Source organism: Mesobacillus jeotgali (assembly GCF_002874535.1).
Lineage (GTDB): Bacteria > Bacillota > Bacilli > Bacillales > Cytobacillaceae > Mesobacillus > Mesobacillus jeotgali.
In genome coordinates, this window is sequence record NZ_CP025025.1 from 1,635,325 (window position 1) to 1,662,057 (window position 26,733).

27 protein-coding genes are annotated in these 26,733 nt (G+C 42.3%); 24 read left to right on the plus strand and 3 right to left on the minus strand.

What is annotated here, in order from left to right; translation table 11 throughout:
- Nucleotides 1-31 precede the first annotated feature (31 nt).
- From CD004_RS24280 to CD004_RS08020, 8 genes are all read left to right on the plus strand, one after another.
- The gene (locus CD004_RS24280; RefSeq protein WP_233434959.1) at nt 32-202 is read left to right on the plus strand and encodes a hypothetical protein; all 171 of its coding nucleotides are present in this window, start codon (nt 32-34) and stop codon (nt 200-202) included.
- A complete protein-coding gene (locus CD004_RS24285) occupies nt 195-440 on the plus strand; it encodes a hypothetical protein (RefSeq protein ID WP_233434960.1) in 246 nt (81 codons plus the stop codon). The genes CD004_RS24280 and CD004_RS24285 overlap by 8 nt, the downstream gene beginning before the upstream one ends.
- A 181-nt stretch (nt 441-621) precedes the next feature.
- Nucleotides 622-1,062 carry a hypothetical protein gene (locus CD004_RS08000; RefSeq protein ID WP_102262266.1) on the plus strand — a complete coding sequence of 147 codons (441 nt, stop codon included), beginning with the start codon at nt 622-624 and terminating at the stop codon, nt 1,060-1,062.
- A 257-nt stretch (nt 1,063-1,319) separates the two neighbouring features.
- A complete protein-coding gene (locus CD004_RS08005) occupies nt 1,320-1,781 on the plus strand; it encodes an NUDIX hydrolase (RefSeq protein WP_102262267.1) in 462 nt (153 codons plus the stop codon).
- Between the two features lie 190 nt (nt 1,782-1,971).
- Nucleotides 1,972-2,115, plus strand: a complete 144-nt coding sequence (locus CD004_RS24030) for a hypothetical protein (RefSeq protein WP_170029957.1) — start codon at nt 1,972-1,974, stop codon at nt 2,113-2,115.
- Nucleotides 2,116-2,143: 28 nt separating this feature from the next.
- Nucleotides 2,144-2,470, plus strand: coding sequence for a hypothetical protein (locus tag CD004_RS08010; protein ID WP_102262268.1), 327 nt, complete (start codon nt 2,144-2,146; stop codon nt 2,468-2,470).
- A gap of 241 nt (nt 2,471-2,711) precedes the next feature.
- Nucleotides 2,712-3,731: a sensor histidine kinase gene (locus CD004_RS08015; protein WP_102262269.1), complete on the plus strand. Its 1,020-nt coding sequence runs from the start codon at nt 2,712-2,714 to the stop codon at nt 3,729-3,731.
- Nucleotide 3,732: 1 nt separating this feature from the next.
- Nucleotides 3,733-4,359, plus strand: coding sequence for a response regulator transcription factor (locus CD004_RS08020; protein WP_102262270.1), 627 nt, complete (start codon nt 3,733-3,735; stop codon nt 4,357-4,359).
- 46 nt (nt 4,360-4,405) lie between these two features.
- Here CD004_RS08020 and CD004_RS08025 read toward each other — a convergent pair whose 3' ends face one another.
- On the minus strand, nt 4,406-4,636 hold the full coding sequence (locus CD004_RS08025; protein ID WP_102262271.1) for a hypothetical protein: 231 nt from the start codon (nt 4,634-4,636) through the stop codon (nt 4,406-4,408).
- A 198-nt stretch (nt 4,637-4,834) separates the two neighbouring features.
- Here CD004_RS08025 and CD004_RS08030 point away from each other — a divergent pair, with 198 nt between their 5' ends.
- From CD004_RS08030 to CD004_RS08055, 6 genes are all read left to right on the plus strand, one after another.
- On the plus strand, nt 4,835-5,767 hold the full coding sequence (locus CD004_RS08030; RefSeq protein WP_233435020.1) for an ABC transporter ATP-binding protein: 933 nt from the start codon (nt 4,835-4,837) through the stop codon (nt 5,765-5,767).
- A 13-nt stretch (nt 5,768-5,780) separates the two neighbouring features.
- On the plus strand, nt 5,781-6,971 hold the full coding sequence (locus tag CD004_RS08035; protein WP_102262273.1) for an ABC transporter permease: 1,191 nt from the start codon (nt 5,781-5,783) through the stop codon (nt 6,969-6,971).
- A complete protein-coding gene (locus CD004_RS08040; protein ID WP_102262274.1) occupies nt 6,964-8,094 on the plus strand; it encodes an ABC transporter permease in 1,131 nt (376 codons plus the stop codon). Before CD004_RS08035 ends, CD004_RS08040 begins: the two co-directional genes overlap by 8 nt.
- 306 nt (nt 8,095-8,400) lie before the next feature.
- Nucleotides 8,401-11,061 carry a DNA mismatch repair protein MutS gene (gene mutS, locus CD004_RS08045; protein ID WP_102262275.1) on the plus strand — a complete coding sequence of 887 codons (2,661 nt, stop codon included), beginning with the start codon at nt 8,401-8,403 and terminating at the stop codon, nt 11,059-11,061.
- A gap of 159 nt (nt 11,062-11,220) precedes the next feature.
- On the plus strand, nt 11,221-13,152 hold the full coding sequence (gene mutL / locus CD004_RS08050) for a DNA mismatch repair endonuclease MutL (protein WP_102262276.1): 1,932 nt from the start codon (nt 11,221-11,223) through the stop codon (nt 13,150-13,152).
- A gap of 267 nt (nt 13,153-13,419) precedes the next feature.
- Nucleotides 13,420-13,866, plus strand: coding sequence for a hypothetical protein (locus tag CD004_RS08055; RefSeq protein ID WP_102262277.1), 447 nt, complete (start codon nt 13,420-13,422; stop codon nt 13,864-13,866).
- Nucleotides 13,867-14,081: 215 nt separating this feature from the next.
- On the opposite strand, the gene mreBH is transcribed toward CD004_RS08055, so the two are convergent.
- A complete protein-coding gene (mreBH, locus tag CD004_RS08060; protein ID WP_102262278.1) occupies nt 14,082-15,089 on the minus strand; it encodes a rod-share determining protein MreBH in 1,008 nt (335 codons plus the stop codon).
- A 278-nt stretch (nt 15,090-15,367) separates the two neighbouring features.
- Here mreBH and miaA point away from each other — a divergent pair, with 278 nt between their 5' ends.
- The 6 genes from miaA (at nt 15,368) to CD004_RS08090 (ending at nt 21,101) form a co-directional block, all read left to right on the plus strand.
- Nucleotides 15,368-16,321 carry a tRNA (adenosine(37)-N6)-dimethylallyltransferase MiaA gene (miaA, locus tag CD004_RS08065; RefSeq protein ID WP_102262279.1) on the plus strand — a complete coding sequence of 318 codons (954 nt, stop codon included), beginning with the start codon at nt 15,368-15,370 and terminating at the stop codon, nt 16,319-16,321.
- Nucleotides 16,322-16,350: 29 nt separating this feature from the next.
- Nucleotides 16,351-16,581: an RNA chaperone Hfq gene (gene hfq, locus CD004_RS08070; RefSeq protein WP_041966638.1), complete on the plus strand. Its 231-nt coding sequence runs from the start codon at nt 16,351-16,353 to the stop codon at nt 16,579-16,581.
- A 493-nt stretch (nt 16,582-17,074) separates the two neighbouring features.
- Nucleotides 17,075-18,034, plus strand: a complete 960-nt coding sequence (gene spoVK, locus CD004_RS08075) for a stage V sporulation protein K (protein WP_102262280.1) — start codon at nt 17,075-17,077, stop codon at nt 18,032-18,034.
- An 84-nt stretch (nt 18,035-18,118) separates the two neighbouring features.
- Nucleotides 18,119-18,349: a glutaredoxin family protein gene (locus CD004_RS08080; RefSeq protein ID WP_102262281.1), complete on the plus strand. Its 231-nt coding sequence runs from the start codon at nt 18,119-18,121 to the stop codon at nt 18,347-18,349.
- Between the two features lie 234 nt (nt 18,350-18,583).
- Complete coding sequence (locus tag CD004_RS08085) at nt 18,584-19,903, plus strand: S8 family peptidase (RefSeq protein ID WP_102262282.1); 1,320 nt, start codon at nt 18,584-18,586, stop codon at nt 19,901-19,903.
- Between the two features lie 178 nt (nt 19,904-20,081).
- Nucleotides 20,082-21,101, plus strand: a complete 1,020-nt coding sequence (locus CD004_RS08090; RefSeq protein WP_102262283.1) for an STAS domain-containing protein — start codon at nt 20,082-20,084, stop codon at nt 21,099-21,101.
- Between the two features lie 58 nt (nt 21,102-21,159).
- Here CD004_RS08090 and CD004_RS08095 read toward each other — a convergent pair whose 3' ends face one another.
- Entirely contained in the window at nt 21,160-21,768 is a 609-nt protein-coding gene (locus CD004_RS08095) for a trimeric intracellular cation channel family protein (RefSeq protein WP_102262284.1), read from the minus strand.
- 181 nt (nt 21,769-21,949) lie between these two features.
- Between CD004_RS08095 and hflX the strand changes: the two genes are divergently transcribed.
- From hflX to glnA, 4 genes are all read left to right on the plus strand, one after another.
- Nucleotides 21,950-23,206, plus strand: coding sequence for a GTPase HflX (hflX, locus tag CD004_RS08100; RefSeq protein WP_102262285.1), 1,257 nt, complete (start codon nt 21,950-21,952; stop codon nt 23,204-23,206).
- 29 nt (nt 23,207-23,235) lie between these two features.
- Nucleotides 23,236-24,507 carry a methionine gamma-lyase family protein gene (locus tag CD004_RS08105; protein WP_102262286.1) on the plus strand — a complete coding sequence of 424 codons (1,272 nt, stop codon included), beginning with the start codon at nt 23,236-23,238 and terminating at the stop codon, nt 24,505-24,507.
- A gap of 143 nt (nt 24,508-24,650) precedes the next feature.
- Entirely contained in the window at nt 24,651-25,055 is a 405-nt protein-coding gene (locus CD004_RS08110; RefSeq protein ID WP_102262287.1) for a MerR family transcriptional regulator, read from the plus strand.
- A gap of 44 nt (nt 25,056-25,099) precedes the next feature.
- Complete coding sequence (gene glnA / locus CD004_RS08115; protein WP_102262288.1) at nt 25,100-26,440, plus strand: type I glutamate--ammonia ligase; 1,341 nt, start codon at nt 25,100-25,102, stop codon at nt 26,438-26,440.
- Nucleotides 26,441-26,733 lie beyond the last annotated feature (293 nt).

Sequence of the window (26,733 nt, forward strand, 5' to 3'; positions counted from 1 at the left end):
TACTGCCTATGATGAACGAGGAAGGATTATTATGATGAATTTGCCTGCTGCTGATTTAGGAATCATGGCTGAACATTTGCCGACACATGAAGGGGTAACAGAAGTTAAGGATATTCAAGGGAATTGTGGACAATCAGGAATTAAAGAAACTAATCCAGTTAAATATCGAGATGCTAAGGGAGCATGTGAGAGCGATGCTTGAACTTATAGATCCGAACCGCAAAGGAGAAGTAAAGCTCGCTGAAATGCCTGATATACAGATTAATACTGAAATGCTGCAGCTCTCCGAACAGGAAAAAGACATTGTACTGGAAACAAGGGCGGCTTCAAAACTTATGGGAAGCGATAATTTCAATTCTGCTCTAATGATGAAAGACATGAATGTAAAAAACATCCATATACAGATGTCTTATCAAGACGTAAGGATGCAGATTCTTTAAAATATGGTTGTTGAACATGTGGATGGTGATTTTACGCCTCGAGTAACTGAAGCGATGCAATCAAAGACGTATGAAAAATATAAACATATTTTAAAGGAATAAGTGAACCAAAAAAGAAGGGATATGAGACAAAAAAACAGAATTTTATTTCCAACGATTATGTAAAAGAGGGATGACGTTTATGGAGGTACAATTTACGATACCTTGGAGTTATTCTGAGGAAGTGGACACTACCTTTCCGCTTCCTGATGATTATGAGTATTGGAAACCATTAATCTCTCATTTCCTTAAAGGAACCGATACTGTAGAAATTCATTGCTGGAATGAAGAACAGGATGCAATCCAGGAAGTTCAAACTATACTTAATAGTTCTGCCCACGTCAGCGACCACATGACTGTTTTTAAAATCGCCAATGCTAAAAGCGCACAAGATATACTTCTGAACAAATATGAAAAGAATCATAAATTCAAGTGGTTCACTGTAAATCTTATTGTGCAGGGCGAAGTCATTTTCCATTCCGGCCATTGGGCTACGGAATTTGCAATCACTGCCAAGAATGCGGAAGAGGCTGCATGTATCCAGTCGATCACTCCTAAGAACACAGATTTTTTCTTTTACTAACCTTCTTTTCTAAATACAACTTAACCTTATCCCGGTACATATCTATGTTGCCAAGGGGTGAAACCTTTAAGATTACGGTTGCCGGTGAAAGTGTTAGAGCAACAATTAACGCTCAAAACAGCCATTGTTTGCCATATAGGAATAAAGTAAGCTGAATCTGAGTAGGTTCAGCTTGTAGCATTTATAGTCGAATGTTCGCCTGTAGCGGTCACATCCATAAAATATATAATGAATTTTTAACCTAAAGAGGTGTATAAGTGATTACTTTTGGAGAAATGGAATCAGGAATAAGTTATACCCTGCGGCAAGGTGTTTATGGAATAATTTTTAATGAACATAAGAATATGATTGCCTTGATAGAGACGGGAGATGGGAAGTACTTCCTTCCAGGCGGTGGATTGGAAGGAAGTGAAAGTCATGAGGAGTGTTTAGTAAGGGAAGGTCTTGAAGAAATGGGAAAGTTGCTTGAAATTGGAGAATGGATTGGAAAAGCACAGCGCTATTTTTATTCAGGAAAGGATTCTGAATATTATCTTGGTCAAGGGCATTTTTATTTTGCGGAAATAGCCGGAGAGGCGGGGGAACCTGTGGAGGCTGACCATCAACTCAGGTGGGTTGAAACTGGCGCAGCAGCGAATATGTTATTTCATGCACATCAGGCCTGGGCCCTTCAAAAGGCTATGGCTTTGATTGATGAAATCAAGGTAAAACATCGCTGATTTGACTGATGGAAAAATTCATTTTAAAACAGCTTTGTTGGAAAATTCAAATGAACCAAATTACCTCTTCCCTATCTCGCCTGCTTAATGTTAATGTTAGCTTAATCACATCCTCGTTATTTATTTGTTTGACAATAGGTATTAATGGGAAAATATTTCTTAGAACAGTAAAAAAGTAATGAGGGCGATTATGATTAACAACTATGAATATCGGATCTTTTACGAAGAACTTAGAAGACTTCATAAGGAATACCAGCGGTGTGAAAGTGCCACATTAAAACAATCAATATCAAAGGACATTGAACTTATAGAGGACGCGCTGGAAACAATCTGAATAAATAAATTAAGCAGGAGATTTTCAAATGAATAAACTATTAACCGATCCAGAATTCCTTTCATTTTGTGAAGATGCTATGCCAATTGAAGTGGTTGAAAAATTCACTGATAATAACATCCGCGGACTTGAGAATATTGCACTAAGGTCAATTTCAACCCGAAACAAACTACCATCCAATGTTGTCAATCTATTGGTTGCCTATTTCTACAGCCACTATGGTAATCAGGTCTATAATCGTAACGACCTGGCACGTTTATACGATTACTGGGCATCGAAGGATGTCAGGACAATGACTCAGGCAGCTGAAATGACCAATGAAGATATTGAGGAAGTTCTTAAAACGTTGAAATGATGGCATAACTTTTGAACAGGCTGAGCTCAGCCTGTTTTTTACTTTGGCTCTGTTAAAGCTTAATGTTGTTTTTACATCTTGTTGATTGTAGTAGAAGACTCTGACCCTTATTGGGTCTTTTTTTATGGAGAAATAAATAGCTGGAGATTTCACTTAATGTTAATAAACATGGCGAAGTATCAGTTTAAATAGAGGTTAAAATGGAGTTGTTACGAAGAGATGCTTTAGCGAGGGATCAATTATGTTGATGCAAAAAGAAATTTTGGAAGAAATTGTCGACCATCTGCCTGAGGGCATGATTGTTATGGATAAAGATCGTACGATTCATTATCTTAATGAAGAAGCGGTTGAAATGACCGGCTGGAAACTTGGAGAGAAAGTACCTTATTGTACTTATTGCCAGGAAAGAGAGCTGGAAGAGAATGAAAATCGCTGTATCTTGACCGCTGATAATCCAATACCTTTTTTTAACTCCCATCTGGCAGTATATGAGGGACTTGAAGAATTTGAGATGTCTTTAAAAAAAATGACTATATCGGAAAATGTATATTATCTCCTAAGGATACGGCCTCCAGTCCAGAATGAAAATAGTGAGCGGGCACGATTCCATGAGCTGCTTGTACAAGAAACGCTGCTCGCTCAGGAGGCAGAGCGTAAAAGGATTGCCATGGAATTGCATGACCATATTGGACAGAGTGTCTATAGCATATTTCTTGGACTAGAGGTTATTAAACAGAACATTAGCGAAGATAAGTATCAGAACCATGTCACCAACATGGTTAATGTCATGGGAAAAACGCTGGAAGATATTAAACGCCTGACAAAAAGCCTCAGGCCTGAGATCGTTTATGACATAGGTTTGGAAAAATCACTTCGGCAAGCAGTAAAGGACTGGAGAAAGTTATACCAGATAGAAATTTTTTTGGAGATGGAGCTCGATAAGGAACAGAAACTGGATCCAGAAAAAGAACTCCATCTATTCAGGATCATCCAGGAAAGCATCACCAATTCGGTTCGCCACGGCAAAGCAACCTATTTCTCCATTCATTTGAAGACATACTATCAATATATCTTTTTTCAGTTATTTGATAATGGCAATGGCTTTATTGCAGGAGGATGTAAAACGAAAGGGCTCGGCTTGAAGCATATGTACGAGCGCTGCAAAATGCTTGATGGGGACATTAAGTGGATGAGCAAGGAAGGCGGGCCTACAAGGGTAGAAGGGTTTGTGTCTTTAACAAAAGTGGAAGGGGAGAGGTAAGATGAACCTAATGATTATCGATGATCATGAAATCGTCCGGGATGGGCTGAGCATGCTTTTGCAGCAATCTTTTTGCATTGATGGGAGGATTTGTGCCTGCGATGGCTATGAAGCTGTAAAAGCCGCGGTTGATTTCCCTGCCGATCTGGTTCTTCTCGACCTTTCGATGCCTGGCGGTTTGGATGGGTTGACGACGTTGGAAAGGCTTCGGAAACTCCTCCCGGACGCAAAAATAGTCATTTTCTCGATGCATGATGATATCGGGTATCAAAAGAAGGCGTATGAAGCGGGAGCTGACGGCTATCTAATCAAGCAGCTGAAGCGCGACGATCTTATCCAATCTCTTGATAAAATTTTAGCGAACCAAAAGGTGTTCAATACACATATATGGGAGGATGATACAGAGGGTGACCAATTCAATCTGGTTGACCTTCCGATCACCAAGCGGGAAAAAGAGGTATTCATCCTTACGGTTAAGGGATATTCCCAGAAAGACATAGCTGAAAGGCTTGATATATCAGTCAAAACAGTTGAGAACCATCGACAGAAAATCGGAGAGAAGCTAGGGACACACAAGCGATATGAATGGGTAGAAACTGCACGGAAATATAATGTATTCCACCGTTAGAAGCAGGACATACTGATGTCTTGCTTTTTTGTTGCTTACCAGGAAATTATAAACTAATTTCGTTGTGGATAACTATATGAGTTATCTTAATCCAGCTCCAGCGCCTAGCCCTTCGAGTCGCTTGTCTTGTGTCGCCTCCTAGAAACTCCGAAACTTCAACTCCGCCGTCAGAAGCAAAAAGCGCTTCTTTGTCGGAGTCTCCAGTTTCTGCGTTTCTGGGCAGTCGGCTATACATTTCGTTTTCGGTCAGCCCATTGAAGTCAAAGAACGACTTCACCGGTCTGCCCTCCAGCGTTTGTCGGGGCTGAACGAGGCTCTTGCGCTTTTTGTTCTTTGACCAATGTATAAGACTTCTAGTTCATTAGAATTTTTTCTAAATAAATTCATATATTAATTGGAATTTATTTCATGAGACGTGAATTTTTGAGATAATAAAATCAATATAGGTCGAAAGTAGGTGTTTTGGTTGGGAGTTTTGGAAGTGAAGCAATTGACTAAGAGGTTTAAAGATTTCGAGGCAGTCAAGAATGTTTCTTTTTCCGTCCAAAAGGGTGAGTCTTTCGGTCTCCTCGGCCCCAATGGAGCAGGAAAGACAACAACGATCCAAATGATTACAGGGTTATTTCCACCGAGTTCAGGAAGCATTGAAATTGCTGGCATGGATATGGTCAGGCAGCCAAAGCGTGGGCAAGGGCTTTTAGGAATCGTTCCTCAGGAAATTGCTCTATACCAAACCATGAGTGCTAGGGAAAACCTGTCATTCTGGGGAAGAATGTACGGTTTAAGGGGAAACCACTTGCAAAAAAGAATTAATGATGTGCTAGAAATCATTGGATTGGCTGATCGTGCCAAGGAAAAAGTAGAAACTTTTTCAGGAGGAATGAAGCGGAGGGTAAATATCGGGGGTGCAATTTTACATAATCCCGAGCTATTGATCATGGATGAGCCCACCGTAGGGATAGATCCCCAATCTCGCAGTCACATTCTTGAAACGGTTAAAAAGTTAAATGGTGAAGGGATGACAGTTATCTATACAAGTCACTATATGGAGGAAGTTGAGTATCTTTGTGAAAATATTGGCATTATGGATCAAGGAGAATTCATTGCTTCGGGTACTATTTCGCAATTAAGGGAAACAATCGGTGATCGTTCTCGTATTGTCATGAACTTTTCCGGAACAGTCGAACTTGAAAGCATAAAGTCAATCATAAGTTCGGAGATACCTGAAAAGGACCTCGTAATGAATCAAAATGAGCTAGCCATTTTTCATAAAGAACCACAAAAAATACTAAGTGAATTGATCCAGTCGGTTACAGGTGCGGGTTTTGAAATGGCCTCAGTTGAAATAGTTGAACCCAATCTCGAGAGTGTGTTCCTCCATCTCACTGGCCGGAGCTTAAGGGATTAAGGAGGTTATGAAAATGGGTTTTTGGTGGCTGGCATTGAAAGATGCGCTCCTTATGGGAAGAGACCGGAAGGCATTGTTGACTCTTGTTTTCATGCCAATCTTATTGATTGGGATCCTGGGGGCAGCCTTTGGCAATATGATGGGTGAAGAAGAAGTGGCCTCCATTGAAAAGTTCGAGGTAGGTATCGTCAATCTTGATGAAGGTGAACTAGGCAACGCTTTGGCAGAAGAAGTATTCATGAAAGGTCTTCCCGACCTGATTTCTGCAGAGGCAATGACTGAAAAGGAGCTGGAGGAAAATTTAAAGCAGCAGAAATTGTCCGTCGGAATCATTCTTCCGCGGGACTTTTCACATCATATCATTACAGGTGGGAAATCTGAAGTGAAAGTCATCTCCATTCCATCCGCTTCGATTCAGTCATCGATCGTCGAGAATGTCGTGGTGCAATTCACTCAAAGTGCTGCCGTAAATGTAATAGCCGTGGAGGTTGCTGGACCATCCGGAATGAGTAATGCCTTGCCGGCTATGTCTCAATTCAAGGATGCTGATATTAATATAGTTGAAGAAGCAGCGATAAAACGAGATCAAAAACCAGTAGGGTCTTTCCAGTATTATGCCGCGGGTATGGGTGTCATGTTTTTATTGATGACGGTAATTACAGGAGTAAGCGCCATGATAGAAGAAAAGGAACAAGATGTATATAATCGTCTGCTTGTTACAAAACTGTCAAATCACCATTACTTAATCGGAAAGTTTATTGGCCTCCTGTTTATGTCTTCCATCCAATTTTTGATCATAATTATAGGGACTCGGTACCTTTATCATGTTCAATGGGGAGAATCGATGACAGGTGTGATGATTGTCGGATTTTCGTTTGTTTTTAGCGTATGCGGGCTGGGCGTGTTGCTTGGTACACTTGTCCAAACGGAGAAAACATTCAATGCTGCCGGCATGCTCGCCACTCAAATAATGGCGGCAGTTGGAGGGAGCATGGTCCCATTATATATTTTTCCGGACTGGGTCAATTCGGTCGTGAAAATCCTTCCCAATGCCCTTGCACTCCAAACATTCCTAGAGTTGATGTCTGGTGAAAATCTATGGCAAGTCTTGATTGAAGCCGGCATTTTACTCGCGATTGGTCTCGGATCACTAATAATTGCGTTTGTATCCCTTTCCGCTAAAAGGAGGGCTTACCATGCGTAAAGTTATGTCTATCGCAATTCTGCATTTAAAAACCTTGTTTAAAACACCATCAGCAATCGTTTTGATGTTCATTATGCCAATCATGTTCAGTATAATTTTTGGAGGGATTGGCGCTGGAGGATCTTCACAAGATAAACCTCTCGTCCTTATGGTTGCTGCAGAGGATGAAAGTAACAGCAGGATCATGGATCTAATGTCCTCAAATGACCAATACTCATGGCTCAAGGCAGATGAAAAACAAGCCCGGAGTTCAGTTGAGAACCAGGAAGCCATTGCAGCGGTGCTTATTGCAGAATCAATAGCTGAGAATATGGAATTGGGAAAGCCGCTTTTTCAAATCGTTGTCCAAAGAAAAACACAGGAATATCTAGCCCTAAGCAGTTATATAGAGGGTGTAGGAAGGACAGTTATTCAAACATTTGAAATGGTTCCCGAACAAGATACAGTCGCCGTCAACGCTATACTCGATCAAGCAGCAGGGCGAGAAACGCTGGATATAAGCAGTGAAGTTATTCAAAAAGAAGAATCGAAAACTGGTTCGGTCGGCATGTTGGCGATTGGCTTTACCATCATGTTCATGATGTTTGGGATTTCTGGAGCGGCTTCAGCCATTCTGGATGAAAAAATCGGAGGAACATGGCAGCGTCTGCTCACGTCAACAACGTCGAAGGTCCAGGTGATGATAGGATATTTATTCTCATATTTCATGATGGGGGCAATCCAATTATTCGTCCTCATGGTCGTGATGAATTTTATTTATGGTGCCATGTGGGGTAATTTGATTTACTTTGTTCCATTTGCAGCACTGGTGATTATAACGATTGTCGGCTTTAGCCTGATGATGGCTAGTATCGTGAAGACGAGACAACAGGCAAGTGCACTAAGTGCGGTGTTGATCGTCAGTACATGTATGCTGGGAGGTGTATACTGGCCACTGGAAATTGTTCCGGAATTCATGCAGCAAATAGCCAAGGCTGTGCCCCAGAGCTGGATGATTACAGGATTCCGTGAAATTGTCAGTGGAAGCCTTTATATTCCCGCCATCCGTAATTCAGCTTTAATCTTGCTTGCATTCAGCTTACTATTTTTCACAATCGGCCTGAAAAGAATGAAATATAATTGATGATTACCAGTCCATTTGTGGACTGGTAATTCTTTTTAAGGGGATTCTATCGAAAATTATATTTTGTCGAGTTATAATAGATATTTAGAGTAATAGACGAAAATTGATACTTGGATTGACCGAATAAGAAGGAATCAACTTATTCGGGTAAAAGCAGAGGCGCTGCATTGCCCGAAAATGAGAGAATGTGGTGAAAAGGGTAAAAGCAGGTCAACTGGCATTACCTAAAAATGATAAAATCAAAAGGGAGTGGCAGAATCTCTGCCCAACCCTAACAATAAAGCAAAGTGAATTTTGGAGGATAATATGGCTACATATACCCCTATGATCAAACAATACCTGCAAGTGAAGGCGGATTACCAGGATGCCTTTTTATTTTTCCGTTTGGGAGATTTTTATGAAATGTTCTTCGAAGATGCATTAAAGGCCTCTCAGGAGCTTGAAATAACACTTACAAGCAGAGAGGGCGGCGGTGAGGACCGGATTCCGATGTGCGGTGTTCCTTATCATTCAGCTCCTAACTATATTGAACAACTGATTAACAAAGGCTACAAAGTCGCTATATGTGAACAAACAGAAGACCCGAAGACTGCCAAAGGGGTAGTTAAGCGGGAAGTTGTCCAGCTGATCACTCCAGGAACAGTAATGGAGGGGCGAGGTCTTTTAGAAAAAGAAAATAATTTTATCGCTACTGTTTCAGTTTTTCCTGGAGACACATATGGGTTTGCCTGCAGTGACTTATCCACTGGGGAAAGCAGGGCGACATTAGTTAATGGTAGTGTCGAAGAGCTTATTAACGAATTATCGATCTCTGGAGCAAAGGAAGTTGTCATTGAAAGCTCGCTTTCGCCGGAAATTCAGAAAAAGCTGAAGGAGCGTTCTATCCTCGCGCTTTCAATTGAGGATAACACCGATCTAAAAGAAAGCTTTTCCGAACTTTTTGCAGACCTGGAAAATGAACATTTAAAAAACACAGCCTCAAGATTATTTAATTATTTGTACCGAACCCAGAAGCGCAGCCTGGACCATTTACAAAAGGTATCTGTCTACAAGGTTCAGCAGTATATGAAAATTGATTATTTTTCGAAGCGCAACCTTGAACTGACAGAGACAATACGATCTACAGCGAAAAAGGGAACACTTTTATGGCTCCTTGATGAAACGATGACAGCAATGGGCGGCAGGATGTTGAAGCAATGGATTAACAGGCCGCTGATTGAAAAAGCTGAGATCAGCCGCCGTCAGGAACTGGTGCAGCTTTTTGTCGGACAGTTTTTCGAACGCCAGGAATTGCGTGAAAAGTTGAAAGAGGTATACGACCTTGAACGATTGGCTGGAAGAGTTGCTTTTGGCAATTTAAATCCAAGAGACCTGATGCAGCTAAAGAGATCTTTATTACAGGTACCGTCCCTAAAGCATATATTGGAGAGTCTATCCCATGCGGAAGCATCCCTGATGGCAGACAGACTCGATCCTTGCGAGGAGGCGGCCGATCTGCTCGAACAGGCAATCGTTGATAACCCTCCAATTTCTGTGAAGGAAGGGAATATCATCCGTGATGGCTACGATCACCAGCTTGACCAGTATCGTGATGCCAGCCGAAACGGAAAGACTTGGATTGCCATGCTTGAACGTGACGAGCGTGAGAAAACAGGCATAAGGTCCTTGAAGGTCGGCTACAATCGTGTGTTTGGCTACTATATTGAAGTAACGAAGGCGAACCTGCATCTTTTGCAGGAAGGCCAGTATGAACGAAAGCAGACGTTATCGAATGCAGAGCGATTCATCACACCTGAACTGAAAGAAAAGGAAGACTTGATCCTTGCTGCCGAGGAAAAAAGCGTCGAGCTTGAATATCAGCTGTTTACCGGAATCCGCGAGACGATCAAAGAATATATTCCTAGATTGCAGAAACTTGCCAGGGCTCTTAGTGAACTCGATGTACTTCTTGGGTTTGCAGAGCTTAGCGAACAGCGACAGTACGTAAAGCCGGTGTTCTCATCTGAGAGGAAAATTGTCCTGAAGGATGGGCGCCATCCAGTTGTCGAAAAAGTAATGGATGCCCAGGAATATGTGCCTAACGATTGCTATATGGATAATGAACGCGAAGTCCTGCTGATTACTGGACCGAATATGTCTGGTAAAAGCACATATATGCGCCAGGTTGCTTTGACAGCGATCATGGCTCAAATCGGCTGTTTTGTCCCGGCGTCCGAGGCAGTAATGCCGATATTTGACCAGGTTTTCACCAGGATTGGTGCTGCAGATGATCTTGTTTCAGGACAAAGTACCTTCATGGTCGAGATGCTAGAGGCAAAGAACGCAATTACTAATGCTACGAAGGATAGCTTGATTCTTTTTGATGAAATCGGCCGGGGCACATCCACTTATGATGGCATGGCACTCGCCCAGGCAATGATTGAATATATCCATGATAAAATCAGCGCAAAGACGCTGTTTTCGACGCACTATCATGAAATGACTACATTGGAAAATGAACTGCAAAAATTGAAGAATGTACATGTTAGCGCAGTTGAGCAAAACGGCAAAGTGGTTTTCCTTCATAAAATCAGGGAGGGTGCAGCGGACAAGAGTTACGGCATCCATGTTGCCCAGCTTGCCGAATTGCCGGCAGACTTGATAGAACGTGCTGCAGAGATCCTGCACATACTTGAGCAAACAGACACACCGGTTACATCTGGACTTAATAGTCAGCAGAGCTTAGAAACTGTACGCGAAACATTGCAGCATGAGCAAGACAAACAAAGCGTGCTTCAGGCAGCAGAAACAGCAGCTGCGTCTCAGTTATCATTCTTTGATGAAGAGCCTGGACAGAAGAAAGTTAGTGGTGCAAACAAAAAGGAGAAGCAGGTCCTTGACCAATTACACGGACTTGAAATCCTGGATATGACCCCTTTGCAGGCAATGAATGTTCTTTATGAACTACAAAAGAAGCTGCGTAAGTAAGATACTATATACCCTAAATGGCTCAGAAACTGGGAAAAGGGCCCATAGGAAGATTCTATAAGCCTGAAGTGTAAGATGATCGAGAGAAAGTCTCATAGAAGAATTATGATTGCAAAACTCCACATTATTTGTGAATAACTAAAAGCTGGAGGTGACAGAATGGCGAAAATTATGCAACTAGATGATGCCTTATCAAATAAGATTGCTGCCGGTGAGGTAGTAGAACGGCCTGCATCTGTTGTTAAGGAATTGCTGGAAAACGCGATTGATGCAAATAGTTCGGTAATTGAAATTGATCTTGAAGAGGCTGGTCTTGCCCGGGTCAGGATCACAGACAATGGAGACGGGATTGAGGAAGAAGACGTTCTAGTCGCCTTCCAGCGTCATGCCACGAGCAAAATCAAGAATGAAAACGACTTGTTCCGAATCAGGACACTCGGGTTCAGGGGAGAGGCACTGCCGAGTATCGCCTCCGTTTCAAGGCTTGAAATGAAAACTTCTACCGGAATCGAAGGCAATAAAGTGGTCATCGAAGGCGGCAAAGTCGAGTCTGTTGAGAAAGCAGACAGCCGGAAAGGAACGGATATCATTATCTCAGACCTGTTTTTTAATACACCGGCACGCCTTAAATACATGAAGACCATTCATACTGAACTTGGCAATATTACGGATGTCGTAAACCGTTTGGCGCTGGCAAATCCAGATATCTCCTTCAGGCTTGTCCATAATGGCCGCCAGCTTTTGAAGACGACGGGAAATGGAGACGTCCGCCAGGTTCTGGCTGCCATTTATGGTATTAATATGGTTAAGTCTATGATTCCTATTTCTGGTGAATCATTGGATTATAAAATAAGTGGCTATATATCGATGCCAGAAATCACAAGAGCCTCTAGAAACTATATTTCGACCATGATTAATGGCCGTTTTATCAAAAATTATGCCCTGGTAAAAGCAATACAGGAAGGCTACCATACATTACTCCCTATCGGCAGGTATCCAGTTGTTCTTTTGAATATTGAAATGGATCCGCTCTTGATTGATGTGAACGTTCATCCATCAAAGATGGAGGTTCGGTTGAGCAAGGAACAGGAGTTGAATGAGCTAGTCTCGAGTGTCATAAAAAATGCTTTTAAAACTAAGGAATTAATTCCGGCTGGAATGGTTACTCAGAAGCAGGAAAAACCGAAGTCAGAACAGACTTTCATGGAGCTAGACCATTTGCCTGAAGCAGAAGAAAAACATTCTATTGTGCAATCGACTATTGAACGCAGGCCATTTGTAGAGGAGAAGGCTGTTGAGCTAAGCAGGAGCTATAAAGCTGCTGAACCACCAAATATTTCACAGCAGGGAGCTCCTGACTGGAGGAATACCTTAGTAGCTCAAGAAAACACGACCTTCGAGCCCACTGCGCCTGTTTCTGATGAGGAACTTGTTCATGATGAAAAAGAAATCATTGAGCCAGACTCATTTCCTGCAGCACAAGAATCAGTTGCAGAAGTGCAGGAATCACGAGTCCCTCCTCTTTATCCAATTGGGCAGATGCATGGAACCTATATTCTCGCTCAAAATGACCGTGGTTTATATATAATTGACCAGCATGCCGCCCAGGAAAGAATCAAGTATGAGTACTTCAGGGACAAAGTAGGTGAGGTGGCGACTGAGCTGCAGGAAATGCTCGTGCCAATCACTCTTGAATATTCAGCGGATGAGTGCATTAAAATAAATGAACATCAGCATGAGCTGGAGAAAGTAGGAGTATTCCTTGAGCCATTTGGCTACAACAGCTTCATCGTTCGTTCACACCCGCAGTGGTTCCCTCGCGGAGAGGAAAAGGATTTGATTGAAGACATGATTGAACAACTCTTGTTGATGAAGAAAGTCGATCTTAAAAAGCTTCGAGAGGAAGCAGCCATCATGATGAGCTGCAAGGCATCGATCAAGGCTAATCACCACCTGCGCAAAGACGAGATTCAGGCATTACTCGATGAATTGCGACGTTCATCCGACCCGTTCACATGCCCGCATGGCCGGCCAATCATTGTTCATTACTCCACTTATGAAATGGAGAAAATGTTTAAGCGGGTAATGTAATTAGAAGAGTGCAAGCGTCTTGATCAGCTTCGACAAGCGCTGAAAGCTGGACGACGAAAATTTATCTCTGTATTCTACTTGAAGAAACAGTGTTCCCAATTGGGTTCACTGTTTTTTTTATGAAAAATTAACTACAGTTGGATAAAAATTCTTCTATTTTAGATAATAATGGTGTAAAATTACACTAATAGGAAATTTATTAAACATCAAATGATATATTCATTAAATGGGTTACTGGCTCTTATAATATTCAAAGGGGGCGATATATTGTTTGTATTCTCATTATTATTTTTCATACTACCTGTAGTTGTACTGATTTTTATAGTAGCTTTTGCAGTGAAAAATAAAGAGCAAGGGGGAGAGAAAGTGGTCAGACATTTATATACTTATCTTGTATTGTTTGCTACATTGATGATGGTCATTGGCGGAGGGGTTTCGATTTTCATGGCGACAGCGGATCTAGTTAGCCCAACTGGTTACTATCAAAGTTTTACTGAATATAAGCAGATGGTGAGCCATGGCAAAATTGAAGGTTCGAAGACAGAAATGAGCGAGGAAGAACTTCGCAGCAATTATGATTTGTATGTCCGGGAAGAAAAGAATCGGCAAAAAGACAGGGCAATTAATCAAATAATCAAGAGTCTGGGCTTTATCGTCATTCCTTTGCCGGTTTTCCTTTATTTTAATAGACTGAGAAAACAATATAAGGAGTGAATTGGGTGGCACTGTGAAGAACAGTGCCTTATCCTTTGCCTGGTTAAGTGCTATATGCATTAAATCAGCTGAAACCCAAAATAATGTCACATAGAAAGATTCTATGAGTCCAAAAGCAGGTGAGAACTCTAAAAGGGTCACATAGAAAGATTCTATAAGCCCAAAGTAAACGAAAAGATCGCAAAATCAATTGCGATCTTTTCGTCACTTTTATTTTATCTTACAGCTGGCTGAAGTTTATGGATATATTGCAATGCTTTACCTGTTCCAATTGCTACGGATTCAAGCGGGTTTGGAGCGATGTGTACGGGCACTACCATCTCGCCGCCAAGCCAATCCTGTATTCCGTTAAGCAACGCGCCGCCACCGGAAAGGATCACCCCGCGGTCGACAATATCACCGCTCAGTTCAGCAGGGCAGTCTTCGAGAGTCGCGCGGATGGCTTCCATAATATGAAGGAGAGATTCCTTGATGGCGTCCCTGATTTCATAAGAATTGAGGGTAACAGTCTTTGGAAGGCCTGTTACAAGGTCGCGGCCACGAATATCCAGTTCCATCATTTCATGATCCACTAGCGCGTACCCAATCTCCATCTTGATTTTTTCAGCCGTTCTTTCACCGATTAACACATTGTACTCTTTGCGTACATATTGAATAATGTCCTCGTCCAATCTGTCGCCTGCAATTCGAATCGAATGGCAAGCAACGACTCCGCCGTAAGAGATGATTGCGACTTCAGTTGTGCCGCCGCCAATATCAACGACAACGTTTGCTACTGGCTCATCAACAGGCAATCCAGCGCCAATTGCTGCAGCAACTGGTTCCTCAATCAGATGTACCTTCTTTGCGCCTGCATTTCTTACTGCATCCTGGATTGCACGGCGTTCAACACTTGTTGAACCGGAAGGTGTGCAGACGACGACATCTGGCTTACGGAGAGCGAAACCGCCCTTTTTGGATGCTTTCTTCATGATTTGTTTCAACATTTCTGTTGTAACATCAAAATCAGCAATGACTCCATCTTTCAACGGGCGGATGGCCACGATTTTTCCAGGTGTCTTCCCGATCATTTCTTTCGCTTCCTTGCCGACAGCAAGGACATTTTTTGTCTCAGTATCAATCGCCACAACGGAAGGTTCGTTCAAAGCGATTCCTTTATTTTTACTATATACTAGTGTGTTGGCTGTACCTAAATCAATTCCGATTTCTGTAGTTGATAACATTTTGTTTTCACCCAGTTCTCTATAAATTATTAAACCAATCATAGACTTCTATTAAACTATCATGAATGTGGGGGTGAAAGTGCGTTTGTTACTGAATCGTTATCTAACTGTAAAAGTTAAGGAAAATTTTTTCAAAAGATGTTATAAGAGAATAATACTTGTAAAGTTCGGGTATAATGCATAGATGTTCAACTGCTTTCTATTTAATGGTAAAATAAATTAATGATGTCAGATGTGAAATTGCTGACACGCTCTATGAAAAGGCAGTGTGAAATTTTTTGGAACAAAAACAGAAATTGATTGTGTTAATTGGGCCGACTGCAGTTGGCAAAACAAAGCTTAGCATTGAACTTGCGAAAAAATTCAATGGTGAAATCATCAGTGGCGACTCGATGCAAATTTACAACGGGATGGATATTGGAACTGCAAAAATCACCCGGGAAGAGATGGAGGGAGTCCCCCACCATTTAATAGATATCAAAGAGCCTGATGAAAGTTTTTCAACCGCAGAATTCCAGGAACTTGTCCGCATGAAAATTAATGAAATAAGCTCCCGCGGAAAGATGCCGATGATTGTTGGAGGTACAGGATTGTACATTCAGTCGGTGATTTTTGATTATCATTTCACTGAAGCTCCTTCTGACCCAGTCTTCAGACGCAGCCTGGAGGAAGAAGCAGAGACAAAAGGCCAGGAATTTGTACATGGAAAATTAAAAGAGGTTGATCCCGAAAGTGCATCAAGAATTCACCCTAACAATGTTCGGCGCGTCATCAGGGCGTTGGAAATCTACCACTGCACGGGCAAAACTGCAGGAGAACTGCAGGAGAACCAATCACCGGAACTTTTGTATGAAACAGCACTAATCGGCCTGACAATGGATAGAGAGTTGCTGTACAACCGAATCAATTTCCGTGTCGACCTGATGATGGAGCAGGGTCTCCTTGATGAGGTTAAGTACTTTTACGAAAAGGGTTTAAAAGACTGCCAGTCCATCCAGGCAATTGGATACAAAGAGCTATACGACTTCTTTGATGGCAAGCTTTCTCTGGAGCAAGCAATCGAGAATTTAAAGCAAAATTCCCGCCGATATGCAAAAAGGCAGCTAACATGGTTTCGAAACAAGATGAATGTGGAATGGTTTGATATGTCAGAGTCTAAAGACGCTGAAAAAAAATTCGCCGAAATTTCCAAGTTCATTGAAGGAAAGCTCGAGATAAAAGCGAATACATAATAATAGAGATAAAAGAGGAGGATCCGCCCATGAAACAAGTGAACATTCAGGACCAGTATTTAAATCAGCTACGCAAAGACAATATCAATGTGACCGTATTCTTATTGAACGGATTTCAATTGAGAGGCCAGATTAAAGGATTTGATAACTTTACCGTGCTTTTCGAATCAGAAGGAAAACAGCAGCTTGTCTATAAGCATGCCATCTCAACATTCGCGCCGCAAAAGAATGTCCAGATTGATTTCGAGGGGCAAGCTTAATTAAATAATGACGAAGGAAACCCGCTATGTGCGGGTTTTTTCTTTTTATAATATTTTTCTAGGAACATACTTTTGGAATCGGAATTTATCCATTATGTATGAAGGGCCCATAACAGGCTGATTGTACCGTTATGAATGAAATACCAACTGTATAAAGGGGCATTTCCAGGTTAACGCATCAGTAAGAGTGTAATACCAACATTAAAAGGGGGCGATTTCAAACCATTGTTCTTTTACTTTTAAGCGATAATTGTTTAATTTAAAAATGAATTTCCACTTCCTTGAATACATATAAATATAGAAGTTTATTTCTTGGGAAAGCGCATATTGTGACAAAAAGAGAGAATATCGCTGGAGTTTGTCGAACTTCGCATAGGGGGGTATTCCCGATGCGATATAAATGGCCAGATTTTTAACATGCATGATGTTATAGGCGAATATCACAAATACAGCAAGAATGCGTATACTGTTTCCAGAATGAGAGGTGAAATCTTTGGACCAACCGCTTCGAAAGAAAAACAACGGTCAAATCAGCATTGTTTTGAATGCACAGCAGAGAAAGACGTTGACAAAGGAATTGCCTGAGTCGCAGCTGGTTCCAAAGTCAATCCCGCAGGAGCACGCAGCTTTAAAAGAAATTGAGGAAGAGCTCGGCGCACTTGTAGGCATGGAAGAAATGAAAAGGATGATCAAAGAGATTTATGCCTGGATTTATGTTAATAAGAAAAGGGAAGAAATGGGGCTCAAGGCTGGAAAACAGGCTTTGCATATGATGTTTAAGGGCAATCCGGGAACAGGTAAGACAACGGTCGCCAGGATTATCGGGAAGCTCTTCCTCAAAATGAATGTCCTTTCAAAAGGACATTTAATTGAAGCGGAGAGAGCTGATCTTGTTGGTGAATATATCGGGCATACCGCGCAAAAAACGCGAGATTTGATAAAAAAAGCAATGGGAGGCATCTTGTTCATTGATGAAGCCTACTCCCTCGGCCGTGGTGGAGAAAAGGATTTCGGCAAGGAAGCGATTGATACCCTGGTTAAACATATGGAGGATAAGCAGCATGAATTTATCTTGATTCTTGCGGGTTATTCGAGGGAAATGGAATTTTTCCTGACTCTGAACCCGGGGCTTCATTCAAGGTTTCCGCTCGTTATTGATTTTCCCGATTATTCAATTGACCAGCTTATGGAAATCGGCCAGCGAATGCTGAAGGAGAGAGAATATAGTCTGAGCCACGAAGCTGAACGGAAGTTACGGGAGCACCTTGTGAACGTTAAATCAACACTTGGTGCCGCCGCATTTTCGAATGGGCGCTATGTTCGTAACGTAATTGAGAAATCCATACGGGCACAGGCGATGAGGTTGTTGATGCAAAATCAATACGACCGACATGAACTCATGACTCTCCGCAGCAATGACCTCGTTTTTACAGATGATAACAGGGGGAAATAATGTCAGCAGCTTTGTTGACATTATTTTTTGCATTTGATAATATACCCATATAGGTATATAGAATAGCTACAGGGGGGATGTAAAATGAACGATATAACAGTTTACACAACAAATACTTGTCCTTACTGCACAATGCTGAAGAACTTCCTAGATGATAAAGGTTTATCTTATAAAGAAGTGAACGTACAGCAAGATCCAATCGCAGCACAAAGGCTCGTTAATGCAACTGGCCAAATGGGTGTGCCTCAGTCAAATGTAAACGGAAACTGGGTATTAGGTTTCGATCCGAACTCAATCGTGTCATATTTGAAGTAAGATTTATTACCAAAGGGATTCCACATGGAATCCCTTTTTCAATGTTCGGCGATAATCTTTCCTTGGCATATAAGGCACCACAGAGAATAAAACAGATAACCCAAGGACGACATAAACCCTTATATGACAAAAGCGGTTTTTATCTGTCCAATTTTCACTTAATTGGACAAACACCGTTACCTTTTTCTCTTTTTTTCATAGCTTGGTACTAGCTTAAAGAAAGGAGGAAAAGGAATGTTTGGTTTTTCGATGATTCAGATGGTAAGGTCTAATGCAGATAAACTTGATTTGACATTGCGGAAAAACTTAATAGGGCTTTATACGCCATTTAAGTGGACACCTTGTTTCTTGCATTCATCTCTCGAGAGGTTTCTGCAAAAAGCAAGAAAAATTCCGGTTGTAGTGGAGTTTTATGATACATGCAGTTTTGAGGAAGCGGTTGAGAACTGTCATTCTGTTGCCGAGCAGCATTTCCGGTCAAAAATTAAACATAGTATACCTAGCACAACATGTTGCAGCATGGATCTAACTCCAGCTGCCCTTGAGGAATTACTGTCAAAGGGCTCTTTTATTAAAAAGGTTTATTTTGATAGAAAAGTGCAAGCGTTACTGGATGTAGCTACTGCAGCTGTAAAAGCAAAAGAAAGCATACAAGAGGCAGCTTTGACAGGGAATGGGGTCACAATTGCTGTTATTGATACAGGAATTTACCCGCATCAGGACCTGAGTGACCGGATTGTCGCCTTTAAGGACTTTATTAATGACAGGACTGGACCATACGATGACAATGGTCATGGAACCCACTGCGCAGGAGATGCTGCTGGAGACGGCAGTGCATCTAACGGACTTTATCGTGGTCCGGCTCCAGAGTCGAAACTGGTGGGTGTCAAGGTTCTGGATAAATTGGGTTCTGGTTCGTTATCAACTGTCATGGCAGGTGTAGACTGGTGCATTGAATACAACCGATTGAATCCTGATAACCCAATCAATATCATATCAATGTCTTTGGGAAGTGACCCGCAGCAGTATCCTTCTGTCAGTGAAGATCCAATGGTACGGTCTGTTGAGGCTGCCTGGAACAGTGGAATTGTAGTTTGTGTTGCAGCAGGAAATTCCGGTCCGGACCCTGGTACAATTTCCAGCCCGGGTGTAAGTGAAACAGTCATTACAGTTGGAGCGATGGATGATATTAATACACCAAATATTATTGATGATAGCATTGCTTCATTCTCAAGCCGGGGGCCAACCATCTATGGATATACAAAGCCTGATGTAGTTGCACCAGGGGTAAACATCATTTCCTTGCGCTCGCCAAATTCTTATTTGGACAAACTGCAAAAGGGAAACCGGATTGGGAACGAATATTTTACTTTGTCTGGCACCTCAATGGCAACACCTATCTGCGCTGGAGTCGCAGCCCTTATAATAGAAAATAATCCGGGTATTCCACCAGATGAGGTAAAGCGAAAATTACTTGATGGTGCAGAAGAGTTAGGGCCCGCTAACACATATGGTCGAGGATATGTAAATGCAGAAAAGTCAATTTCTATCTAGGACACTCCCACTGATCAGAATTTTTTCAATGTTCCAAAGGTGATTTGGAACATTGTTTGTTTTGAAAGGTTTAATTAGAGTTGAAATGGGTAAAAAGAATGGTGGTTTTATTTTAGTTTTTAGCTATGGCAACTATAGGATCAAGATAATTCATAGATAGATAAAGGAGTTAAGAGTTATGGGGTCTGATTACAATTATGATATTGCAGGTTATGATTTTGGCTGGGATGTAAAATCCGGAAAGTTTACGTTTGAGGGCCAGGACGCAGTACTTTTTTGGATTTCTTCAGCAATGAAAACCTTTTTTGATACGATTGAAGAGATATCTGGAGAAGAAGCATCCAACCTCGTTTTTGAATCGACTGGGTTTCGCCAGGGACTCGTGGTCGGCCAGTATTTTGAAAAAATGAAAGAAGTCAACGTAGCTGAGGCTGCTGACATGATCACAAATACATATGCAACCGCCGGCTGGGGGTTGACGATTATAAAGGATTTGGACTTTGAAACGAAAACATTCACAGTTTTTATGAAGGACAGCTGGGAGCATAAAGTGAATGTTGCCCAGGGGAAGAAAAAGGGAGGGAGTTTCCTGCCCGCACATTACGCTGGAGTTTTCACGGGACTGTTCGGAACAAATATCTGGTATAAAATCAAGCAGCATCAGTTAGAGGGCCATGAGCACAGTGTAATTGAATATTTCCCTTCTGATGTCACAATCGCTGATAATATTCACCAGCTCGCACGAAAGAAAGAATCGGAACAAATCAGGAAACTCGAAGGCCTTGTTGAAGAAAAAACAGCTGAGTTAAAAGAATTGGTCAATAAACTTTCCTCTCCGATCATCCCGGTTATTGAGGGCATCGTTGTCGTTCCCCTTATTGGTAAATACGAGGAAGACAGGGCAGACCAGCTGATTGTAAATACTCTGAATCGACTGCCATCCTATAAAGCCAGCTATCTTGTGTTGGATTTGACAGGAATGGACCAGGAAATCGGACCACATGCGGTCAGTCTGATCGAGAAAATCGGATCAGCAGCAAGGCTGATCGGCACGAAAACAATACTCGTTGGGATTTCATCCACTCTAGGGATCGAAATCACCCAATCGAATATTAACCTATCGAAATTCGATTGCTTCCAGACTCTCCAGCATGGCATACATTACGCAATTGGGCAGATGGGCAGGAAAATTATATAGATTGGAAAATAAAAAGCAGAGCTGAATCATGATGAATGAATCAGCTCTGCTTTTTGCTTTACAAGTGTACTCTCAGCTTACGAACTGGCAAATGCCATTTGTAAGTATATGAAAGTACGCGAAGTGCTGTAATGACCCCAAAGAGTCCATAAAGCTCGACAGCTTTGTTGGCCATTCCAAGGCCAATGACAAGACCGGCAAGAACGGCCCAGACAGCATAGATTTCGGCCTTCAATACCAATGGTTTTCTGCCGGCGAGCAGGTCACGGATCATTCCGCCGCCGCTTCCGGTCAGCACAGCAGCTACAATAACTGCGCTTAATGGATGGCCCATATTTGATGCGTAAATTGCGCCCTGAATCGCAAAGGCTGCAAGCCCGATGGCGTCAAAGAAGTTGCCCCATCGCTGCCAGTGTTTTAAAAGGTTGCTAGGGAACAGAAAAACGATTGTGATTGAGAGCAAGGCCAAATTGAAGAATAACCCCTGGTCCCAAAGTGCTGATACCGGGACTCCGATAAGGAGATTGCGGATTGCCCCGCCGCCAAAGGCTGTAACAATTCCTAATATATAAACTCCGAAGATATCAAATTCCTCTTCCATTGCGATGATGGCACCGCTGATCGCGAATGCTACTGTTCCAATCATGCTGAGAACTTCCCATGTCATCCTGTATTTCTCCTCTTGTTAAAATGTTCTTTGAATACTAAAATAGGAAAATGCAAACATATTGATTTTATCACGTTTGTTCCAATTTACAACCACTTTTACCCTCACTTTCAAAATTTTTGTTTGCGGCTTTATTTTGGTATGATGTCTTTAGCTATATATATGGAAAGAAGGGTGTTATTTGGAACAGGAAAACGTATTTGAGAAAGTGATTCTTGTTGGCTGCCAAACTACTGAAGAAGATCTTCGTTTTCGATATTCGATGGAGGAACTTGAATCACTTACGGAAACGGCGAAGGGAAATGTCCTTATGCAGGTTGTCCAAAAGCGGCCAAAGGCACATCCTGCTACATACATCGGCAAAGGAAAGGTGGAAGAGCTTCAAGCGCTTGAGGAAGAGCTCGAACCGGACTTAATTATCTTCAATGATGAACTTTCGCCCAGCCAAAACAGAAATCTTTCTGCTGGCCTAAAGGCGAGGGTTATCGACCGCACGCAGCTGATCCTTGATATCTTTGCTCAAAGGGCTCGGTCCAAAGAAGGGAAGCTCCAGGTTGAACTTGCTCAGCTGCAGTACCTGCTGCCTCGACTTGGCGGAAAAGGGATTGAGATGTCGCGTCTTGGTGCGGGAATTGGAACAAGAGGACCTGGTGAAACGAAGCTGGAGTCAGACCGCCGTCATATCCGAAAAAGAATTGACGATATAAAAACGCAATTGTCAGTCATCGTTCAGCACCGTGACCGCTATCGGGAACGCCGGAAGAAGAACAAGACGTTCCAGATTGCCTTAGTCGGATACACTAACGCAGGAAAATCAACACTGTTTAACCGGTTGACAGAAGCGGAGTCATTTGAAGAAAATCAGTTATTCGCTACGCTTGATCCAATGACAAGGAAAGCGATTTTACCTAGCGGTTTCACTGCCCTCCTGACAGATACTGTCGGATTCATCCAGGACTTGCCGACAACATTAATCGCTGCTTTTCGTTCCACGTTGGAGGAAGTTCGGGAGGCGGATTTGCTTCTGCATGTAGTGGACATGTCGAACGAGGATTATTTTTCACACGAACAGACTGTCAATAAATTGCTGGAGGACCTTGAAGTCCATCAAATCCCGCAGATTACCGTCTATAATAAGCGGGACATCGCACATCAGGACTTTGTGCCAAACGCCCAAAATGAAACAGCGTTTATAAGCGCGTTCAGCGAGGAAGACCGCAGGAATCTGCTTCTGAAAATCGAACAGTCCATCATTGGAATGATGGAGCCATTTCATGTCCTGGTGCCTTCCGATGAGGGGAAACTGCTGGCCCAGCTGAAAAATGAGACCATTCTTCGTGAGCTTGCTTTTGATGAAGATAAGCAGGGCTATGTCTGCAAGGGCTACTCTTTGGCAGACCATCAAATTACCGGCCAGCTGAAACGGTTCTCAGTATAAATTGATTTTTTTAAAGATAGGAGAGCAACATGTTTACACAATTAAAAAACGGGCAGATGCTGCAGCCGCTTGTCAGCGAAATTGAGCAGCAAATTGCTGGGATACACACAAAAATGGATGAACGGATTGATTCAAATCAATTCAGGGTATTGCAGAGTTTCCAGAAACATCGGGTGAGTGATTCTCATTTCATTCCGACCACTGGTTACGGTTACGATGATGCAGGAAGGGAAACACTTGAAAAGATTTACGCCGAGGTGTTTGGTGCTGAAGCTGGACTTGTCCGTCCGCAAATCATCTCCGGTACTCATGCGATTTCCATTTCGCTTTTTGGGATTCTTCGGCCAGGAGATGAGCTGCTATACATTACCGGAAAACCTTATGACACTCTTGAAGAGATAGTCGGAATACGCGGAACTGGAAATGGATCCTTGAAGGAATTTGGGATTTCTTATAATACTGTGGATCTTACGGAAAAGGGAGAAATCGATTGGAGTGCCGTCGAAAAAGCTATCAAGCCTGAAACGAAAATGATCGGCATCCAGCGCTCAAAAGGATATGCGACGAGGCCATCTTTTACTGTTGAGCAAATTGGGGAAATGATCAAATTTGTTAAGGAGATCAAGCCAGACGTCGTTGTGTTTGTTGATAACTGTTATGGTGAGTTTGTTGAGGAGCTTGAACCATGCCATGTTGGTGCTGATTTGATGGCGGGCTCTTTGATTAAAAATCCAGGCGGTGGTATTGCCAAAACAGGCGGATACATAGTAGGCAAGGAAGAATATGTAGAGTCATGTTCTTACCGAATGACATCCCCAGGAATCGGGGCAGAGGCCGGTGCTTCATTATATTCATTGCAGGAAATGTATCAAGGGTTCTTCATGGCGCCGCACATTGTCGCACAGGCCTTGAAGGGTGCTGTTTTCACAGCGGCAATGCTGGACCGTTTGGGTATGAATTCGTCCCCAAAATGGAATGCTGAACGAACCGATTTAATCCAGGCAGTCCAATTCGACGATAGAGATAAGATGGTTGCTTTTTGCCAGGCGATTCAATATGCTTCGCCAATCAATTCCCATGTAACCGCACATCCTGCTTATATGCCGGGATATGAGGATGATGTGATTATGGCTGCTGGTACATTCATCCAGGGAGCGAGTATTGAATTGACCGCTGATGGACCAATCAGACCGCCTTATGTCGCCTATGTTCAGGGCGGCTTAACCTATTCCCATGTGAAGATGGCCGTTTGCATTGCCATCGATTCTTTAATCGAAAAAGGTTTAATTCTTATAAAATAGGTAAATATACAACAGGACGCTTGCTAAATAAGTCCTGTTCTTTTTTTATGATTTTTCATGTTAGATAATCTTACATTAGATTGACATTATACCTTACATTGAATATAATGAGATTATCTTAAAAGGAAGGAGGAGAAATCAAAATGGGCGGAAGTGAAATTCGCCGGAATATGCCTCTCTTCAGCATAGGGATTGTCATGCAGCTGACAGATTTAACCGCAAGGCAAATCCGTTACTATGAAGAGCATGAATTGATTTCTCCGGCAAGAACAGAGGGCAATAAACGACTCTTTTCCTTAAACGATATTGACAAGCTCCTCGAGATCAAAGATTTGATCGACCAGGGAGTCAACATGGCAGGCATTAAGCAAATTTTTAATGTTAAACAACAGACAGCCATTAGTGCTGCTGAGAAAAAACAAGCTGAAAAAACGAGACGTGAGCTATCTGATGCAGATTTGCGAAAATTGCTTCGCAAGGAACTACAGCAGGCAGGACGCTTTAACCGATCTGGCAATCACGGAGACATGTCGAGATTTTTTCATTAGTAATCCAAATATCTATCTTTAAAAATCTAGGAGGAACTTTAACAATGGCTAAGACGTTTACGAGAGAAGACATTATCCGCTTATCAAAAGAAGAAAATGTAAAATTCATTCGCTTGCAGTTCACAGATATTTTAGGAACAATCAAGAACGTTGAAATCCCAATCAGCCAGCTTGAAAAAGCGCTTGATAACAAAATGATGTTCGACGGATCTTCTATCGAAGGCTTCGTTCGTATCGAAGAATCTGATATGTACCTGATCCCTGATTTGGATACATGGGTAATCTTCCCTTGGACAGCTGAAAAAGGTAAGGTTGCACGTTTGATCTGTGATATTAAAAATGCTGATGGCACACCATTTGCAGGTGACCCGCGCGGTAACCTGAAGCGTGTCCTGAAGGAAATGGAAGAGTTAGGCTTCACCAATTTCAACCTTGGACCGGAACCGGAATTCTTCCTGTTCAAGCTCGATGTGAATGGAGAGCCTACACTTGAATTGAATGACAATGGTGGTTACTTCGACCTTGCACCAACAGACCTTGGTGAAAACTGCCGCCGCGATATCGTGCTTGAACTTGAAGAAATGGGCTTTGAAATCGAAGCATCTCACCATGAGGTTGCACCTGGACAGCACGAAATCGACTTTAAATATGCAGATGCTCTAACAGCATGTGACCAAATCCAGACTTTCAAGCTTGTTGTAAAAACTATTGCACGTAAACACGGCTTGCACGCTACATTCATGCCTAAGCCATTGTTCGGTGTTAACGGCTCAGGAATGCACTGTAACATGTCATTGTTCCGCAACGGCGAGAACTCATTCTATGATCCATCCGATAAGAAACTTGAGCTAAGCGAAACTGCCTACCAGTTCATCGCTGGAACACTTAAGCACGCATCTGGATTTACAGCTGTAACAAACCCAACTGTAAACTCTTATAAGCGTCTCGTTCCTGGTTATGAAGCGCCTTGCTACGTTGCATGGTCTGCAAAGAACCGTTCACCATTGATCCGAATCCCTGCATCACGCGGCATGAGCACACGTGTAGAAGTCCGCAGCGTTGACCCTGCAGCAAACCCATACCTTGCAATGGCAGTATTGCTTGCAGCAGGTCTTGACGGAATCAAGAACAAATTGACTCCTCCTGCATCAGTAGACCGCAACATCTATGTGATGAACAAGGAAGAGCGTGTTGAAGAAGGAATTGATGATCTGCCACCAACATTGGCAGCAGCTCTTGACCAGCTGAAAAAGAACGAAGTAATCAGCGCAGCTCTTGGCGACCATATCCTCGAACACTTCATCGAAGCAAAAGAGATCGAATGGGATATGTTCAGAACTCAGGTTCACCCATGGGAGCGCGAGCAGTATATGAGCATGTATTAATAGAAAAGAAAGGGCCTCTTGATTGCGATTGCGATCAAGGGGTCTTTTTATGTAAAGAGTGAAAGAGGGAACATAATCCCTGGATTATAGTTCATTCAGCCCTTCTGACGCGGCGATAACTAAGAATAATTTAATTATCATGATGAAAGCTTCGGTTATCACTAAGCTTGGCTATTATCACGACGAAAGCTTCGGTTATCACTACGGTTTAGACCATAATCTCGACGAAAACTTCGATCATCACTACGGTTTTGACGATTATCACTACGGAATCTGCGTTAATCACTACGCTT